Source organism: Streptomyces olivochromogenes, assembly GCF_021538895.1.
Lineage (GTDB): Bacteria > Actinomycetota > Actinomycetes > Streptomycetales > Streptomycetaceae > Streptomyces > Streptomyces olivochromogenes_A.
The window spans coordinates 1-16521 of sequence record NZ_JADDRL010000026.1; the positions used below are offsets into that span (position 1 = coordinate 1).

General features: G+C 72.9%; 14 protein-coding genes. 8 read left to right on the forward strand and 6 right to left on the reverse strand.

Going from position 1 to position 16521, the window contains the following annotated elements:
* Together IPZ69_RS15565 and rsmH are read right to left on the reverse strand one after the other, a co-directional pair.
* On the reverse strand, positions 1-465 hold a 465-nt coding region (locus IPZ69_RS15565), incomplete at its 3' end, for a septum formation initiator family protein (protein ID WP_235454710.1).
* Positions 466-507: 42 nt separating this feature from the next.
* Positions 508-1464 (reverse strand): 16S rRNA (cytosine(1402)-N(4))-methyltransferase RsmH, encoded by a 957-nt coding sequence (gene rsmH / locus IPZ69_RS15570; protein WP_235454711.1) that lies wholly within the window; start codon positions 1462-1464, stop codon positions 508-510.
* Positions 1465-1884: 420 nt separating this feature from the next.
* Between rsmH and IPZ69_RS15575 the strand changes: the two genes are divergently transcribed.
* From IPZ69_RS15575 to IPZ69_RS15590, 4 genes are all read left to right on the forward strand, one after another.
* Positions 1885-2433: a beta-class carbonic anhydrase gene (locus IPZ69_RS15575; protein WP_235454712.1), complete on the forward strand. Its 549-nt coding sequence runs from the start codon at positions 1885-1887 to the stop codon at positions 2431-2433.
* A 249-nt stretch (positions 2434-2682) separates the two neighbouring features.
* The gene (locus IPZ69_RS15580) at positions 2683-3723 is read left to right on the forward strand and encodes an AAA family ATPase (RefSeq protein ID WP_235454713.1); all 1041 of its coding nucleotides are present in this window, start codon (positions 2683-2685) and stop codon (positions 3721-3723) included.
* The gene (locus IPZ69_RS15585) at positions 3723-5087 is read left to right on the forward strand and encodes a DUF58 domain-containing protein (protein ID WP_235454714.1); all 1365 of its coding nucleotides are present in this window, start codon (positions 3723-3725) and stop codon (positions 5085-5087) included. The genes IPZ69_RS15580 and IPZ69_RS15585 overlap by 1 nt, the downstream gene beginning before the upstream one ends.
* Entirely contained in the window at positions 5084-7465 is a 2382-nt protein-coding gene (locus IPZ69_RS15590) for a transglutaminase TgpA family protein (protein WP_235454715.1), read from the forward strand. Before IPZ69_RS15585 ends, IPZ69_RS15590 begins: the two co-directional genes overlap by 4 nt.
* A 107-nt stretch (positions 7466-7572) precedes the next feature.
* On the opposite strand, the gene IPZ69_RS15595 is transcribed toward IPZ69_RS15590, so the two are convergent.
* The 3 genes from IPZ69_RS15595 to IPZ69_RS15605 form a co-directional block, all read right to left on the reverse strand.
* Complete coding sequence (locus tag IPZ69_RS15595; RefSeq protein ID WP_235454716.1) at positions 7573-7968, reverse strand: DUF3040 domain-containing protein; 396 nt, start codon at positions 7966-7968, stop codon at positions 7573-7575.
* A 276-nt stretch (positions 7969-8244) separates the two neighbouring features.
* Positions 8245-9072 (reverse strand): methyltransferase, encoded by an 828-nt coding sequence (locus IPZ69_RS15600; RefSeq protein ID WP_235454717.1) that lies wholly within the window; start codon positions 9070-9072, stop codon positions 8245-8247.
* Between the two features lie 205 nt (positions 9073-9277).
* Positions 9278-9877: an SAV_6107 family HEPN domain-containing protein gene (locus IPZ69_RS15605; RefSeq protein ID WP_235454718.1), complete on the reverse strand. Its 600-nt coding sequence runs from the start codon at positions 9875-9877 to the stop codon at positions 9278-9280.
* A gap of 181 nt (positions 9878-10058) precedes the next feature.
* Between IPZ69_RS15605 and IPZ69_RS15610 the strand changes: the two genes are divergently transcribed.
* The 4 genes from IPZ69_RS15610 to IPZ69_RS15625 all read left to right on the forward strand — a co-directional run bounded on the left by IPZ69_RS15610 (position 10059) and on the right by IPZ69_RS15625 (position 15517).
* Positions 10059-10862, forward strand: a complete 804-nt coding sequence (locus tag IPZ69_RS15610) for an ATP-binding cassette domain-containing protein (protein ID WP_235454719.1) — start codon at positions 10059-10061, stop codon at positions 10860-10862.
* A complete protein-coding gene (locus IPZ69_RS15615) occupies positions 10834-12918 on the forward strand; it encodes a YhgE/Pip family protein (RefSeq protein ID WP_235454720.1) in 2085 nt (694 codons plus the stop codon). Before IPZ69_RS15610 ends, IPZ69_RS15615 begins: the two co-directional genes overlap by 29 nt.
* A 62-nt stretch (positions 12919-12980) precedes the next feature.
* Positions 12981-13610, forward strand: a complete 630-nt coding sequence (locus tag IPZ69_RS15620; protein WP_235454721.1) for a TetR/AcrR family transcriptional regulator — start codon at positions 12981-12983, stop codon at positions 13608-13610.
* Positions 13611-14008: 398 nt separating this feature from the next.
* Entirely contained in the window at positions 14009-15517 is a 1509-nt protein-coding gene (locus IPZ69_RS15625) for a phytoene desaturase family protein (protein ID WP_235454722.1), read from the forward strand.
* Between the two features lie 10 nt (positions 15518-15527).
* Here the strand turns inward: IPZ69_RS15625 and IPZ69_RS15630 are convergent, their stop codons facing one another.
* Positions 15528-16469, reverse strand: a complete 942-nt coding sequence (locus IPZ69_RS15630; RefSeq protein WP_235454723.1) for an SCO2102 family sporulation regulator — start codon at positions 16467-16469, stop codon at positions 15528-15530.
* Between the last annotated feature and the right edge of the window lie 52 nt (positions 16470-16521).

Sequence of the window (16521 nt, forward strand, 5' to 3'; positions counted from 1 at the left end):
CTTCGCGGTGGTGGTCGCGGTGGTGGTCGGGGTCGCGGCCACGGAGCGCGGCGGGGCGGTGATCGCCTCGGGGGCGAGGGGGGTGGTCGCGGTGGGCCGCAGGGCGGCGGGGCTGGGGACGCCCTTGACGGTGCCGCCGGGGTCGACGAAGGCCGGGTCGCCGCCGGGGACCATGCCGAGCTCGCGGGCGCGGCGCTGGAGGGCGTCGGGGGAGGAGTAGGCGTCGATGTCGCGTTGCAGGGCCTGCTGTTCGTCGGTGAGGTTCTTCGTCTGCTTGCGCAGGTCGTCGAGTTGGAACGCCCCTTCGCTGAGTGCCGAGTTCAGCACGAGCAGCCCGATCAGACCGCCGCCGAGGAGCAGGACGACGAGGAGGACGAACGGCGTCTTGGCCGCCTGGGCGGACCTGGCCGGCAGGAGCCGCGCGAGGCGGGCGGCCCTCCCCTTCAGTTCGGGTTTCCTACTCACATGCCCTCCGGTGAGTCCCCGGACCGCGCTCACTCACGCACCTCATACGACGTCTTCCCTGATTCGCTGGGCCCCGCGCAGCCGCGCCGGAGCCGCCCGGCGGTTCTCGGCGACCTCTTCCTCGGTGGGAAGTTCGGCACCGCGCGTGAGCAGCTTGAGCCGGGGCTGGTAGCGCTCGGGCACGACCGGCAGTCCGGGCGGCGCGGTGGACGCGGCACCGGCCGCGAACACCTGCTTGACCAGGCGGTCCTCCAGCGAGTGGTAGGACAGCACGGCGATCCGCCCGCCCACGTCGAGCGTCTTGACCGCGGCCGGGATCGCCCGCTCCAGAACGGACAGCTCTCCGTTGACCTCGATCCGCAGCGCCTGGAAGGTGCGCTTGGCCGGGTTGCCGCCGGTGCGCTTGGCGGCCTGCGGCAGCGCGTCCCGGATCAGCTCCACGAGCCGCGCGCTGTTGCTGAACGGCTCCTTCTCGCGCTCGCGCACGATCGCGCCGACGATCCGCTTGGCCTGCTTCTCCTCCCCGTACGCGCGCAGGATCCGCACCAGCTCACCGGGCGGGTAGGTGTTGAGGACCTCGGCGGCGCTCATGCCGGTCGTCTGGTCCATGCGCATGTCGAGAGGTGCGTCCTGGGCGTAGGCGAAGCCGCGGTCGGCCTCGTCGAGCTGCATGGAGGAGACGCCGAGGTCGAACAGCACGCCCTGTACGCGCGGGATGCCGAGCCGGTCCAGTACGTCGGGGAGCTCGTCGTAGACGGCGTGCACCAGGGTGGCCCGCTCGCCGAAGGGCGCGAGCCGCTCGCCGGACAGCCGCAGGGCCTCCTTGTCGCGGTCGAGGGCGACGAGCCGGGCCTCGGGGAACCGGGTGAGCAGCGCCTCGCTGTGGCCGCCGAGGCCCAGGGTGCAGTCGACGACCACCGCTCCGGGCCGCTCCAGGGCGGGTGCCAGCAGATCCAGGCACCGCTGGAGCATCACCGGGACGTGTCGACTCTGGCTCAAGGGGGCCTCTCAGGTCCGGCGCGGCCGCACGCACCGCCGGGTCCCCACCCGCTCGGTGAAGGGGAGGCCTGCCGGCGCCGGAAGCGTCAGCCGACCGGGAGCGGGAGGAGGCCGAGCCGTACGTACGCGCCGCGCACGTGGGGAGACGGTCCGGGCGGGTGCCGGGGTCTCCGGTGGAATTCAGTCCAGCAGGGAGCCTCGCCTCCCGCTTCGCGTCACTTTAGTCCACCCTGTCTCGCGGTCAATCAACCGGCCTGCGCGTCGCGCACCGCACCTCGGCCGGAGCGCGATTTCGGCGCTGTTCACCCGTCCGGCCCATGTTTGCCCTCCGTGTGGGGTACCTCACAACAAGCCACGATGACGTTCTTTGTCCACTCTCACAGCAGGACCGGAACGCGGGTGAACAGTAACGTCGTCACCATGACGACTTCTGCAGCAGTTCCCGCCGGGCCCGAAGGCGCCATAACCCGCGACGACACCGTCACGGACGGCCTGGTAGAGGCCAACCAGCGGTACGCCGCCGCCTTCACCGACCCCGGGATGGACGCCCGTCCCGTTCTGCACGTCGCCGTCGTGGCCTGCATGGACGCCCGACTCGACCTGCACGCCGCGCTCGGCCTCGAACTCGGCGACTGCCACACCATCCGCAACGCGGGCGGCGTGGTCACCGACGACGTGATCCGCTCCCTGACGATCAGCCAGCGGGCGCTCGGCACCCGCAGCGTCGTCCTGATCCATCACACCGGCTGCGGTCTGGAGTCCCTCACCGAGGAGTTCCGGGTCGAGCTGGAGATGGAGGTGGGCCAGCGTCCGGCCTGGGCCGTGGAGTCCTTCCGGGACGTTGACCAGGACGTACGGCAGTCCATGCAGCGGGTGCGCACCTCGCCGTTCCTGCTGCACACCGACGACGTGCGCGGCTTCGTGTTCGACGTCAGGACGGGTCTGCTGCGCGAGATCGACCCGGCCTGACCGGCTCCGGACCGGCCCCCGCCCCGACGACATCCCGCCGTCCGACGTCGAAAGGCCGGTCGAAAGGGCCGTAAGTCCGACATAGTGCGGGCAGTTGTCCACAGTCGAGTGACACGAATCGGTAACGGCGGCAAGAATGCGGGAGTGACGTCACGCGGAACCATTCCCGCGTGGTGTCCGTGTTCCGGGGTGGGCCGGTCCGCATCGCAGAGCGACGGCCCGGAGTAAGAACGGGCCGAGGAGGGCCGGGTGACGACCTATGACGATCGAGCGAGCCTCACTGATCTGACCGCCACTGTGGAGCGTGTCCGCAGTTCGGTGGAAGGAGTGATCGAGGGCAAGCCCGAGGTCGTACGGCTTTCGCTGACCGTACTTCTCGCCGAGGGGCATCTTCTGATCGAGGATGTCCCCGGCGTGGGCAAGACGATGCTCGCCAAGGCGCTGGCACGGTCCATCGACTGTTCGGTGCGACGCATCCAGTTCACGCCCGACCTGCTGCCGTCGGACATCACCGGCGTGTCCATCTGGGACCAGCAGCGTCGGGACTTCGAGTTCAAGCCGGGCGCCATCTTCGCGCAGATCGTGATCGGCGACGAGATCAACCGCGCCTCGCCCAAGACCCAGTCGGCGCTGCTGGAGTCGATGGAGGAGCGCCAGGTCACCATCGACGGGCAGACCTACGAACTACCCAGCCCCTTCATGGTGGTGGCCACGCAGAACCCGGTCGAGATGGAGGGCACGTACCCGCTGCCCGAGGCCCAGCGCGACCGTTTCATGGCCCGGGTCTCGGTGGGCTACCCCAGCGTCGAGGCCGAGCTGCAGATGCTCGACGTCCACGGCGGGGTGAGCCCGCTGGAGGACCTGCAGCCGGTGGCGCACGCGCACGACGTCGTGAAGCTGATCGAGGCCGTGCGGACCGTCCACGTCGCCGAGCCGGTCCGCCGGTACGCGGTGGAACTGGTCGCGGCCACGCGCACGCACCCCGACCTGAGACTCGGTGCCTCCCCGCGCGCCACGCTGCACCTGCTGCGCGCGGCGAAGGCGTCGGCGGCCCTGAGCGGCCGGGAGTACGCGCTGCCGGACGACATCCAGGCCCTCGCCGTCGCCGTCCTGGCGCACCGGCTGCTGCCCACGGCCCAGGCCCAGCTCAACCGGCGTACGTCGGAGCAGGTGGTCCAGGAGATCCTCCAGCGCATTCCGGTGCCCGCCGCGCCGCAGCAGCAGAGCGGCTTCGGCGGCCTGGGCCGCGGCGCTCCGGCTTATCCCTCGCAGCCGCCGCGGAGGCTGTGATGACGGCCGGGGGGACCGGACAGACGGAGGCCGACCGTGAGGAGAGAGGCGGCGTCAGTACCGCCCTGGCCGGGCTGACCACGCGCGGGCGCTCCTTCCTGGCCGCCGGGGTCGCCGCCGCGATCTGCGCGTACGTGCTGGGCCAGAGCGACCTGCTGCGGGTCGGGATGCTGCTGGCCGCGCTGCCCCTGATCTGCGCGGGCGTGCTCTACCGCACCCGCTACCGGGTGGCCGGCAGCCGTCGGCTCTCGCCCTCGCGGGTACCGGCCTGCAGCGAGGCCCGGGTCCATCTGCGGATGGACAACGTCTCGCGGCTGCCCACGGGACTGCTGATGCTCCAGGACCGGGTGCCGTACGTCCTCGGTCCGCGGCCCCGGTTCGTCCTGGACCGGGTGGAGCCGGGCGGCCGCCGCGAGGTGTCCTACCGGGTCCGCTCGGACCTGCGCGGCCGCTATCCGCTGGGCCCGCTCCAGCTGCGGCTGACCGATCCGTTCGGGATGTGCGAACTGACCCGGTCCTTCTCGACGTTCGACACCCTGACCGTGATCCCGCGCGTGGATGCCCTGGCGCCGGTCCGCTTCAGCGGCGAGGCGAAGGGGTACGGCGACGGGCGGCAGCGCTCGCTGGCCCTGGCGGGCGAGGACGACGTGATCCCGCGCGGCTACCGCTACGGCGACGACCTGCGCCGCGTCCACTGGCGTTCCACGGCCCGCTACGGCGAGTTGATGGTGCGCCGGGAGGAGCAGCCGCAGCGCTCCCGCTGCACGGTCCTGCTCGACACCCGGGGCATCGCCTTCGGGGGCGCGGGCCCGGACTCGGCGTTCGAATGGGCCGTCTCGGGCACCGCGTCGGTCCTGGTGCACATGCTGGAACGCGGCTTCTCGGTGCGCCTGTTGACCGACACCGGCAACGCGGTGCCCGGCGAGGGCGGCGACGGTTTCGCGGGCGCCAGCCAGGAGACGGCGGACGCGGCCGGACTGATGATGGACACCCTCGCGGTGATCGACCACTCGGACGGCACGGGCCTGTCCCGGGCCTACGACGTGCTGCGCGGCGGCAACGAGGGACTGCTGGTCGCCTTCCTGGGCGACCTCGACGACGAACAGGCGGCGGTGGTCGCCAAGATGCGCCAGCGCAGCGGCGGCGCCGTCGCCTTCCTGCTGGACCCCGACGCGTGGATGCGGGAGCCGACGGACGTGCCCGGCCCCAACAGCCAGCACGGCGAGCGCCTGCGCATGCTGCGCGAGGCGGGCTGGACGGCGGTGAGCGTCCCGCGCGGCGCCTCGCTGAACGAACTGTGGCGCCAGGCGGACCGGGAGCGCTCGGGCCTGGTCGCGGCGAGCGGCGGGGAGGCTCTGTCATGAGCGGGCGGGCGCGGCTGTCGCTGTGCGCGGCGGCGGCCACACTGATGGCGGCATGTTCGCTGCTGCCGCTGGTGGACCAGCCCACGTGGCTGTTGCAGGCGACATTCCTGGTCGCGGTGCAGACGGGGGTGGGGGCCGCGACCCGGCGGGTGCCGCTGGCCCGGCCGTTGACCGTGGCGGCGCAGGCCCTCGTCACGCTGATGCTGCTGACCCTGGTCTTCGCCCGGGAGCACGCCCTCATCGGCCTGATCCCCGGCCCGGACGCCTTCCGTCACTTCGCCGACCTGTTCCAGCAGGGCTCGAACGACGTGCAGGAGTACGCGATCCCGGCCCCGGTGTCCGACGGCATCCGGCTGATGCTGATCGGCGGCGTGCTGCTGATCGGGCTGCTCGTGGACACCCTCGCGGTGACCTTCCGCAGCGCGGCCCCGGCCGGTCTGCCACTGCTCGCGCTGTACTCCGTCGCCGCCGGCCTGTCCGACGGCGCCGCGGACTGGCTGTGGTTCCTGATCGCGGCGGCCGGCTATCTGATGCTGCTCCTCGCCGAGGGCCGGGAGCGGCTCGCGCAGTGGGGCCGGGTCTTCGGCGGGGCCCAGCGCACGCCGGGCCGGCCGGAGGGCAGCGCCGTGGCGCCGGTCCGTACCGGCCGGCGCATCGGCGCGGTCGCGCTCGGTGTCGCCCTGGCGGTGCCGCTCGCGCTGCCGGCGATGCAGGGCGGCCTGCTCGACGGCACCGGAGCGGGCGTGGGTGCGGGCAACGGGAACGGCGGCACGATCTCCGCGGTCAACCCCCTGGTGTCCCTGCGCGACAGCCTGAACGTGAACGAGAACCGCCAGGTCATGTCGCTGAAGAGCGATACGAACGACATCTCGGACCTGTATCTGCGGATCGTCTCGCTGGACGACTTCGACGGCACCACCTGGAAGCCGTCCCAGCGGCACATCGTCGCCGTGCCGAAGCAGTTGCCCACGCCGGTCGGTCTCGGCCCCGACATCAAACGGAGGACGGTCACGACGACCGTCTCGGCGGCGGACTGGTACGCCCAGGACTGGCTGCCGATGCCGTACCCGCCGAGCAGCGTGAAGATCGGCGGCAAGTGGCGCTACGAGCCGGTGGGCATGACGCTCGTCGGCGACCACGGCCAGAACACCCGCGGCGCCACGTACCAGGTGACCAGCCTGTCCGTGCAGCCGACCGCGGAGCAGCTGGCCGCGGCGCCGGAGGCGACGGCGATGAAGCGCGACTACACCAAGGTGCCGTCCTCGCTGCCGTCGGTCGTGGCGAAGACCGCCAAGGAGGTCACCAAGGGCGCGACGAGCCACTACGAGGAGGCGGTCAAGCTCCAGGACTACTTCGCCGTGACGGGCGGCTTCCAGTACGACACCAAGGTGGAGGTCGGCCGGGGCCGTGGCGCCATAGCGAACTTCCTGAAGAAGAAGCAGGGCTTCTGCGTCCACTTCTCCTTCGCGATGGCCGCGATGGCCCGCGCCCTGGGCATCCCGGCCCGGGTCGCGGTGGGCTTCGCCCCGGGCACCCCGCAGGGGGACGGGACGGTGTCGGTCGGTCTGACGGACGCGCACGCCTGGCCCGAGCTGTACTTCGAGGGCGTGGGCTGGACCCGCTTCGAGCCGACCCCGACCCGGGGCACGGCGCCGCCGTACACCCAGTCGGACACGCCCGGCCACTCCCAGCCGGACGACGTGCGCCCCTCGCGGTCGGCGGCCGCACTGCCCCCGGCACAGGTCTCGCCGAGCGAGAGCTGCACGTCGCAGCAGCGCAAACTGGAGGCGTGCTCCAGCCCGTCCGCGGCCGAGGCACAGCTCACGCACCACGACGGCCGGGACTGGTGGCAGTACGCGCTGTGGGGCCTCGGCGGCCTGGTCGTCGTGGCGATCCCGCTGTCCCCGCTGATGTGGCGGCTGCGGCTGCGTGCCGTGCGCCTGGGCGCCCATGCCCGCACCGAGCAGGGCGCGGCGGCCCACACGCTGGCGGTCTGGCAGGAACTGAGCGACACCGCGTGGGACTTCGGCATCCCGCCGGACGAGTCGCAGACCCCGCGCAAGGCGGCCGCCCGGATCGTCCGGCTCGGGCGCCTCGACGCGGCGGCCGGTGCCGCGGTGCAGCGGGTGGCGGGCGCCGTGGAGCAGGTCCTCTACGCTCCCCGGCCGCAGCCGATGGCGGGTCTGGCGCAGGACGCGCGCCAGGTGATCAGCGCGTTGAGCACCACGGTCAACCGCCGTACGCAGGCACGGGCGCTGTTCGCCCCACGGTCCGCCGTACGGGTGCTGTGGGCGGTGTCGGACTGGTGGACGGCGCTGCGGGCCCGGGCCGTGGCGGCCCGGCCGAGCCTGGGCAAGCCGTCGGGACAGCGGGGCTGAGGCAGGGGGTCGGCGCAGGCACAGAACTGAGGGGTGACCACCCGGGTGGTCACCCCTCAGTACGTGTCACTGCGTCTGCGCAGAACTGCGGATGCGCGAGCGAGGCTCTAGTGGCCGCCCTGTTCGTCTCGACGGCGCTGCCAGCGTTGTTCGATGCGGTCCATCATGGAGCGCTTCGGCCGCCCCTGCCGGCGCCCCTGCTGCGGGGCACCCGCGGGCTGCTCGCCCGGCTTGGGGGCCTTGCGCCAGCCCGTTACGGCGAGCACCGCACAACCCAGCATGACGAGGAAGCCCACCACGCTGACCCAAATCTGCTGTGCGACCATTCCGGCCATGAGGAGCGCGATACCTACGAGGAAACCCACGACCGCCTGGTAGACCCGCCGTCGGGTGTACGTGCGCAGCCCGTTTCCCTCAAGCGCTGTCGCGAACTTGGGATCTTCGGCGTACAGCGCTCGCTCCATCTGCTCGAGCATGCGCTGCTCGTGCTCCGAGAGCGGCACGGAGTCCTCCTCATCGTGCAGTCGCCGGGGCGACCCGGGGGGTCCCTTCAGGATAGGCAGGGAATCGCCCCCGTGAAACCCGCCCCTCTACGCCAATTGGCCAACCGGAATCCCGCCATGGCCGGCCCGGCTCGCTGAGGCTTCCATTCCCCGGCGGCCGGCCCGTCATGCCGGGCGGTCTCCCTCGATCATACGGCGCAAACCCCTCGATCGGGGGGCCTGTGGCGTACTCCATGTGCCGCCACGGCCCTGATCAGGCGCACCTCGGGAGGCGCCTCAGGCCTCCGCGGTCCCCCGGCTCTCGCCCAGCACATGCAACTGGGTGGCGACGGAATGGAAGGCCGGATTCTCCGCCGCGGCTGCCTCCAGCTTCAGCAGGGCGTCGAGCGCTCCTGGCTCGGTGTCCACGAGGACGCCGGGAACGAGGTCGGCGAAGACCCGTACGCCGTGCACGGCGCCCACCGCGAGGCCCGCGTCCTCGACGAGCGCGGTGAGCTGCTCGGTGGTGAAGCGGTGCGGCACGGGGTCGCCCGCGCCCCAGCGGCCGGCCGGGTCGTCGAGGGCCTGCTTGGCCTCTTTGAAGTGGCCGGCGAGGGCGCGGGCCAGCACGGCGCCGCCGAGGCCGGCCGCGAGCAGGCTGAGGACGCCCTCGGGGCGCAGCGCGGCCACGGCGTTGCGGACGCCCTCGGCCGGGTCGTCCACGTACTCCAGGACGCCGTGGCACAGCACCACGTCGTAGCCGCCGCGCTCGACCACGTCGAAGAGGCCGTGGGCGTCGCCCTGCACGCCCTGGACCCGCTCGACGACGCCGGCCTCGGCGGCCCGGCGCTCCAGCGCGAACAGCGCGTTGGGGCTGGGGTCGACGACCGTGACGCGATGACCGAGGCGGGCCAGGGGCACCGCGAAGTTGCCGCTGCCGCCTCCGGTGTCGAGGATGTCCAGCGACTCCCGACCCGTGGCCTTGACGCGGCGGTCGAGGGCGTCCTGGAGGACCTCCCAGACCACGGCGGTACGGAGAGAGGCGCGGGGCCGAGAGGGGTCGGAGCGCAGCGACGCCGGTTGAGGGTGGTGGTGGGAGACGGGCGGGCGCATCGGGTCCGACACGGCAGTTGACTCCTCGGCGCGGCACCGCCTGTTGCCCGGCGGCGCGAAGGGGGTGCCTCCCCCGCCCGGGATACGGGAGGTGGGAAGGCCTCAGGCGCCCTCCACCCTATTGCCTCCGGTGCCCTGACCGGTCATCGCGCCGGTGTGCTGCCACGTCCGTCTCGTACGGCGGACGCGCCGACGCGTTCACGTGGTCCGTGGGTGATCAGCCCGCGTCCGGCAGCTCCCTTCCGGCGGCTCGGCCCACCGGACCCACAGCGCCCACGGCGCCGTCCGCGGGCTGCGTGCCGTCCGTGTCCTGGCGGGGCTGGGGCAGGACCGGCTGGAGCACCAGCATGCGCTCGACGATACGGACGAACATCCCCACGTCCCGTATCAGGTCGTCGGCGTCGCGGCGGGTGGCGGCGCCCTGGATGCCCGCCTCGGCGCGGGCGCGGCGGGTGGCTCCGGCGGCGAACAGCGCGCTCCACTCGGTGAGCTCGGGAGCGATCTCGGGGAGCACTTCCCAGGCGCTGCGGATGCGTGCGCGGCGTCGTGGTGAGGTCTCCGGGCGGCCGAGGGCGGCCAGGACGGCGGCGGCGGTGCGCAGGGCGGCCAGGTGGGCCGTCGCATAGCGCTCGTTGGGGGTTTCGAGGACGGCGGCCTCGTCCAGTCCGGCACGGGCCTGGGCGAGCAGGTCGAGGGCGGCGGGCGGGGCCGTGGCCCGGCGGAGCACGGGGTGCACGTCGCTCGCCGGGCCGTTCAGTGAGGGGGCAGGGCCGGTGGCGCGGCGCCGGCGGGCGGCGGCTGCGGGCGAGTTGGCCATGACGAACCTCCTGTCGTCTGGGTGACGGCATGCCCTGATACGGGATGCCGTATGTGCCCATCGTGAGGTATGGCACTGACAATCCGTTCTGACCTGGGCTTTTGCTTCGATCGCAGGTTCGGGTTAGTTTTTGCACTGACCAGTCAGTTCAAAACCAGTCGGTTCAAACAAAGGGGGGACCGTGGACGGCGTCGCTGTCACAGCCGAGGGCCTGGGACTCAAAGGGCCTCGCGGCTGGGCGTTCCGCGGGATCACCGTCGATGCCGCGCCCGGCGCGCTGATCGCGGTGGAGGGCCCGTCCGGGTCCGGCCGCACCTGCCTGCTGCTCGCGCTCACCGGCCGTATGAAGGCCACCGAGGGGTCGGCGACCGTGGCCGGGGCACGGCTGCCCAAGCAGCTGGCCGCGGTGCGCCGCGTCAGCGCGCTGGCCCATGTCGCCGGGGTCACCGACCTGGACCCGGCCCTGACCGTCGGCGAGCACCTGCGCGAACGGGCGCTGCTGCAGCGGCGGTTCGGGGACTCGCTGCGCGGGCTGCTGCGGCCGCGCCGGGAGCGGTCCCTGGAGGCCGGCCTGCGGATCGAGGCCGCGCTGGCCGCCGCCGGGCTCGACCGGGAGGACCTGCCCAAGGGTTCCCGGACGGCCGTGCGGGACCTGGAGCGGATGGAGGCGCTGCGGCTCTCCGTCGCCCTGGCCCTCATCGGGCGCCCGCAGTTGCTCGGCGTGGACGACGTCGATCTGAAGCTCTCGGGCACGGAGCGGGTCGAGGTCTGGAAGCTGCTGAAGTCCCTGGCCGACGCCGGGACGACGGTCGTCGCGGTGTGCAGCGAGGCCCCCGAGGGCGCCGTCGTCGTGCGCACCGGAGCGTCCGCGGACGACGCGCCGGCCGCGAAGGACGCCACGGCCGCGGACGAGAAGAACACGACGGACGAGGGCAACGAGGGGAAGGAGGCCGGCGATGCGCTCGTCGCGACTGGCCGCGCTTGAGCTGAGGCGGTTCGGCCGGGGGAAGCTGCCGCGTGCCGCGCTGGTCGCGCTCACGGTGCTCCCCCTGCTCTACGGCGCCCTGTACCTGTGGTCCTTCTGGGACCCGTACAGCCGGCTCGACCGCATCCCCGTGGCGCTCGTGAACGACGACCGGGGGGCGACCGCGGCCGGCAAGAAGGTCTCGGCGGGCGACGACATCGTCGCGGGACTGCGCGACAGCGACACCTTCGAGTGGCACGAGGTGAGCGCCCGTGAGGCGCGCCGGGGCGTCGAGGACGGCACCTACTACCTCTCGCTCACCATGCCCACCGACTTCAGCCGGCGCGTCGCCTCCAGCTCGGGCAGCTCTCCCGAGACGGGCGCCCTCCAGGTGCGGACGAACGACGCCAACAACTACATCGTCGGGCAGATCTCCCGGACGGTGTTCAGCGAGGTGCGCACGGCCGCGTCCACCAAGACGTCCCGGTCCTTCCTGGACCGGATCTTCATCTCCTTCTCCGACATCCACGGCGAGACCGTGAAGGCCGCGAAGGGCGCCGACAAGCTGAACGGCGGCATCGGGAAGGCCGAGCGGGGCTCCAAGGACCTCGCCGACGGCCTGACGGACGCCAAGAGCGGCAGCGGCAAGCTCTCCAAGGGCCTGAAGAAGCTCAACAAGGGCGCGGGCGACCTGGAGGACGGCACGAAGCGGGTCGCCGAGGGCACGCAGACCCTGGCCGACAACGTCAACGGGGTCTACGCGAAGGCCGGCCCGTTCGTGAAGGACAACGAGAAGACCATCGGCGACACGGCCCAGCTCGTCGCCGACTCGGCCAAGGCGGTCCGCCACAACCTCGACGTCCTGGTGAGGACCGCCCCGACCGCCGCCAAGGCCGCCCACGCGGCCTCCACCACGCTGAACGAGGTCTACACGGCGCGCTGCGAGACCGCGACGCTGCCCGACGTCATCTGCCCGGACCTGAAGAAGGCCAAGGAGGCCGCCGCCGACGTCGCGACGATCGCGGACGACCTCAACACCCTGATCGCCGACCAGGACGGGGACCTGAAGACGCTCCGCGCGAACCTGAGCACGCTCCAGAAGCAGGCCCAGGGGCTCGCCGACCGCTCGCCGCACCTGTACGAGGACATCGACGACGCCGTCAAGCGGATCAACCGGCTGAACGACGGCGCCGGCAAGGTGGCATCGGGCGCGAGGCAGCTGCACACCGGGCTCGGCACGGCCAGGACCGGCGCGACCGACCTGGACGAGGGCGTCGGCAAGCTCAAGACCGGCGCCGAGGACCTCAACGGCGGCATGTACAAGCTGGTCGACGGCTCCGGAAAGCTGGCCGGCGGGCTGCACGACGGGGCGCGGCAGATCCCCGACTACGACCGGCAGGACCGCGACCGGCGCACCGGGGTGATGGCCGACCCGGTCCAGCTCGCCGCCAAGGACCTGCACAAGGCACCCAACTACGGCACCGGGTTCGCCCCTTACTTCATCCCGCTGTCCCTGTGGGTGGGCGCGATGGTGGCGTACATGCTGATCCCGCCGCTCAACCGGCGTGCCCTCGCGGCCGGTTCGGCCGCCTGGCGGATCGCGCTGGCGGGCTGGCTGCCGGTGGTGGCGGTCGGCGTGGTGCAGACCCTGGCCCTGATGTCCGTCCTGCACTGGGCGATCGGCCTGCAGCTGGCGCGGGCGGCCGGGACGGTCGGCTTCCTGTGCCTGGTGACGGCGTGCTTCGCGGCGCTCGTGCAGTGGCTGAACGCGCGCTTCGGAGCGGCGGGCCGGATCCTCGTCCTCGCCCTGCTGATGCTCCAGCTCACCTCGGCCGGCGGCACCTATCCCGTGCAGACCAGCCCGGGCTTCTTCAACGCGATCCACCCCTTCCTGCCGATGAGCTACGTCGTCGCGGCCCTGCGGAGGCTGATCACGGGCGGCGGCCTCGGCCCGGTGTGGCAGGCCTGCGCCGTGCTGTTCGCCTTCACGGCCGGTGCCCTGGCGCTCACCGCGCTGTCCGCCCGCCGCCGCCAGGTGTGGACCCTGGACCGGCTGCACCCGGAGCTGAGCCTGTGACCTCGCCCGAGGCCCCCGGTTCCGGGTCCGCCGGGCAGGCCGTTCCTGTGAGAATCGGGGGCATGGAAAGCAGCAGCGCCACGTCCGGCGGCAGCACCCGCCGCGAGGCCACCCGGCAGAAGCTCTACGAGGCCGCCGTCACGCTCATCGCCGAGCAGGGCTTCTCCGCCACCACCGTGGACGAGATCGCCGAGCGGGCCGGGGTCGCGAAGGGCACGGTCTACTACAACTTCGCGAGCAAGTCGGTCCTCTTCGAGGAGCTGCTGCGGCACGGCGTGGGGCTCCTCACCGCCTCGCTGCGGGAGGCGGCCGAGCTGACCGAGCGCACGGGCGGCAACAAGGTCGACGCGCTGGACGCGATGGTCCGCGCCGGGCTCGTCTTCATCGACCGCTACCCGGCCTTCACCCAGCTGTACGTGGCGGAGCTGTGGCGCACCAACCGGGCCTGGCAGTCCACACTGATGGTGGTCCGGCAGGAGGCCGTCGCCGTCGTGGAGGGCGTGCTGCGCGACGGCGTGGCGAACGGCGAGTTCAGCGAGGAGATCGACGTCCAGCTGACGGCGGCCGCGCTGGTCGGCATGGTCCTGGTGGCCGCGCTGGACTGGAAGTCGTTCCAGCCTGAGCGTTCCCTGGACGACGTCCACTCGGCGCTGTCCCGCCTGCTCCAGGGCCGGGTGAGCGGCAGGCGCTGAGCCACCGAGGCGGTGCCCGACCGGGCACCCTTCACGGCCCCCACGCGCGCGTACACGCGAAAGCGCCGGTCCGCCGTGCCCGCGTCCCCCGCGGGCCACCGTCGGACCGGCGCCTGTCGTGCTCCCCCGTTCCCGTGTTTCCCCGAATCTCGCTTCCGCCGACGGATCGGCGGAAGGAGCGGAACAAGGGCGCGGGCTCCGTTCCGCCGCCCCGTGTCGGCGGTGCCGGCGCTGCGCCCCTCTCCGTGCCTCCACTGTCTCGTTCGCGCGGGCCGCTCCCCATCCGTGCGCGTACTCATCTCCGCGCCTAGGTACGGATACTCAGTCCTGCGCACTCAGGCTCACGGCGCCGGGCCTCGCGGACGGGACTGTCGGTGGCGGCGGATAAAGTCGCGGTCATGGCACGGATTGCGGTGATCGGCGCCGGGACGGGCGCGATGGCGGCCGCCGCCCGGCTGGCCGTCGCGGGCCACCGGGTGGTGGTGTACGAGCGTACGGAGACGTACGGCGGCGCGGTGCGCCGGTTCGAGCGGGACGGGTTCGGCTTCGACACCGGCCCCGGTCTGCTGACCCTGCCCGCCGTCTACCGCGATCTGTTCGTCAAGACGGGCAAGGAACCGCTGGAGGACCGCGTCGAGCTGGTCCAGGTCGACCCGTCGTCCCGGCACGTCTTCGCGGACGGCACCGCCGTGTCCCTGCCGAACGCCTCGCGCGCGGGCGTCGTCTCGGCGCTGGACGAGGCCCTCGGGGCGGGCGCGGGACAGCGCTGGGGCGACTTCCTGGTACGGGCCCGCGAGGCCTGGGACCGCACCCGGCGGCCCCTGCTGGAGGAGCCCCTGTGGGCCGACTGGCGGGTCCTGACCGAGCGCGAGCCCTATCCGGCCGTGCCGCACAAGCGCCTGCTGCGCACCCGCCGGGCGGCCACGCTCGCCGAGATCGGCGCCTGGGAGCTGCGCGACCGCCGACTGGCCGCGCTGCTGGACAGCTACGCGCTCGCGTACGGCGTCGATCCCGGGACGGCCCCGGCGAGCGCCGCCGTACTGCCGTACATGGAGCACGCCTTCGGCACCTGGTACGTGCGCGGCGGCATCCGGGAGCTGGCCCGCGCGGTCCACGAGCGGTGCGAGAAGCGGCGGGTCGAGTTCGCCTTCGGCGCCGAGGTCACCGGGATCGTGGACAAGGACGGCCGGGCCGCCGGGGTGGAGCTGGCCGACGGGACGGTGGCCGAGGCGGACTTCGTGGTCGGCCCCGGCCCCGGGCGGCTGGGCACGCTGATGGCGGGCCGGCGGCTGTACGGCGCGGACGCCGTGCGGCCGCGGGCGGAGGGCGACCGCCCGGGCCGTGTGGTGGTGTGTCTCGCGCTGCGCGGCGGGCGGGAGCCGGACGCGGCCCACCTCACCGTGGTGCACTCGCCCGACACCGAGGGCGAGCTCGGCGCGTACGCGACCGGGGTGGGCCCCGAGCGGCCCACGGTCCGGGTCCACCGCCCGGACGACCCGGCCCTGCGCCCCGACGCGGCGCACGAGTCCGTGGTGCTGACGGCGACGGTGCCGTCCGCGGCGGGGTACGACTGGGCGGCGCCAGGTGCCGCCGACGCCTTCGCGGACCGGATGGTCGGCGCCGCCGAGCGCGCGGTCCCGGGGCTGCGCGAGCGGACGCTGTGGCGCGAGGTCCGTACGCCCGTGGACACCGAGCGGGAGACGGGGGCCGTGGGCGGCGCCGTCCCGCCGCCCGCGCTGGCCGCCGCGGAGACAGCCCTGTATCCGGCCAACGGCACGGCGATCGAGGGCCTGTTCAGTGTGGGCGGCTGGTCGCACCCGGGCGGCGGTCTGCCGCACGCCGGCATGTCGGGCGCGCTGGTGGCCGGACTGATCGTGGAGGGGCCGAAGTTCCCCGGCTCACAGTGAGCCGGGGCGTTCAGAAACGGTACTGCTCGTCGTACCCGTTGCCCGGCTGCTGCTGGTTGCCCTGGTACGGGTAGGGCTGCTCGGCGGGGAGTTCGCCGCCGTAGGTCTCGTCGGTGCGCTGCTGCGGGACCCAGACGCCGCCGGCCGGGGTCGTCTCGCCGTAGCCGCCGGTGGCGTACTGGTCCTGGCCGTAGGACTGCTGCCCGTAGGACTGCTGGCCGCCGTAGGAGGTGTCGTACCCGGCGTCGTAGGTCTGGGTGCCGATGTACGGGTCGGAGTAGTTGGCGTACTGCTGCTGGCCGGTGGTGTCGTAGCCGTACTGCTGCTGGCCGTAGCCGGAGTAGTCGTACGCGTAGGTCTGGTCGGTGCCCTGGGCGGTGGCCGCGTAGGCCTGGCCCTGCGACTGGGCCTGGCCGGCGGAGGCGTAGGCGGAGTCGCCGTATATGCCGTAGGAGCCGGTGTCGTCCGGGAGGGGCTGCGGCTCGTAGACGGCGGTCGCCTCGGCCGCGGTGGGCTGGCCGGCACCGGAGGGCGTGAACACGTCGTCGCGGTCGTAGTCGTCGTCGCCGTACGCGACGTCGTCGCGGCCGTAGCCGTCCCGGTCGTCGTAGCCGCCCTCGGTCTCCAGGTCGGAGACCTCGAGCGTGGGGTCCTGGTGGTCCGGCTCGCCGCGGCGGCGCTTGCTGCCGCCCGCGTCGGGACGGTTGACCGCCCAGCCGGAGGCGAACCCGCGGCGGAACGACAGCGTGACGTAGGTCTGGCCGATCGCGAAGGCGGCGGCGCCCAGTCCGATCACGACGACCGACGGAATCAGGACACCGAGCACGACGCCGACGAAGCCCGCGAAGGCGAGCAGCCGCCAGCGCAGACGCGCCTTGTACTGCAACAGGACCTCGCCGAGCAGCCACAGCGCAACGATTCCGAACGCGATGTAGAGGACCGTCAAGCCCATGTACGCCCCTCTCCCAGTGACCGCTACGCAGTGTGTCGTATTTTGGTGCGGC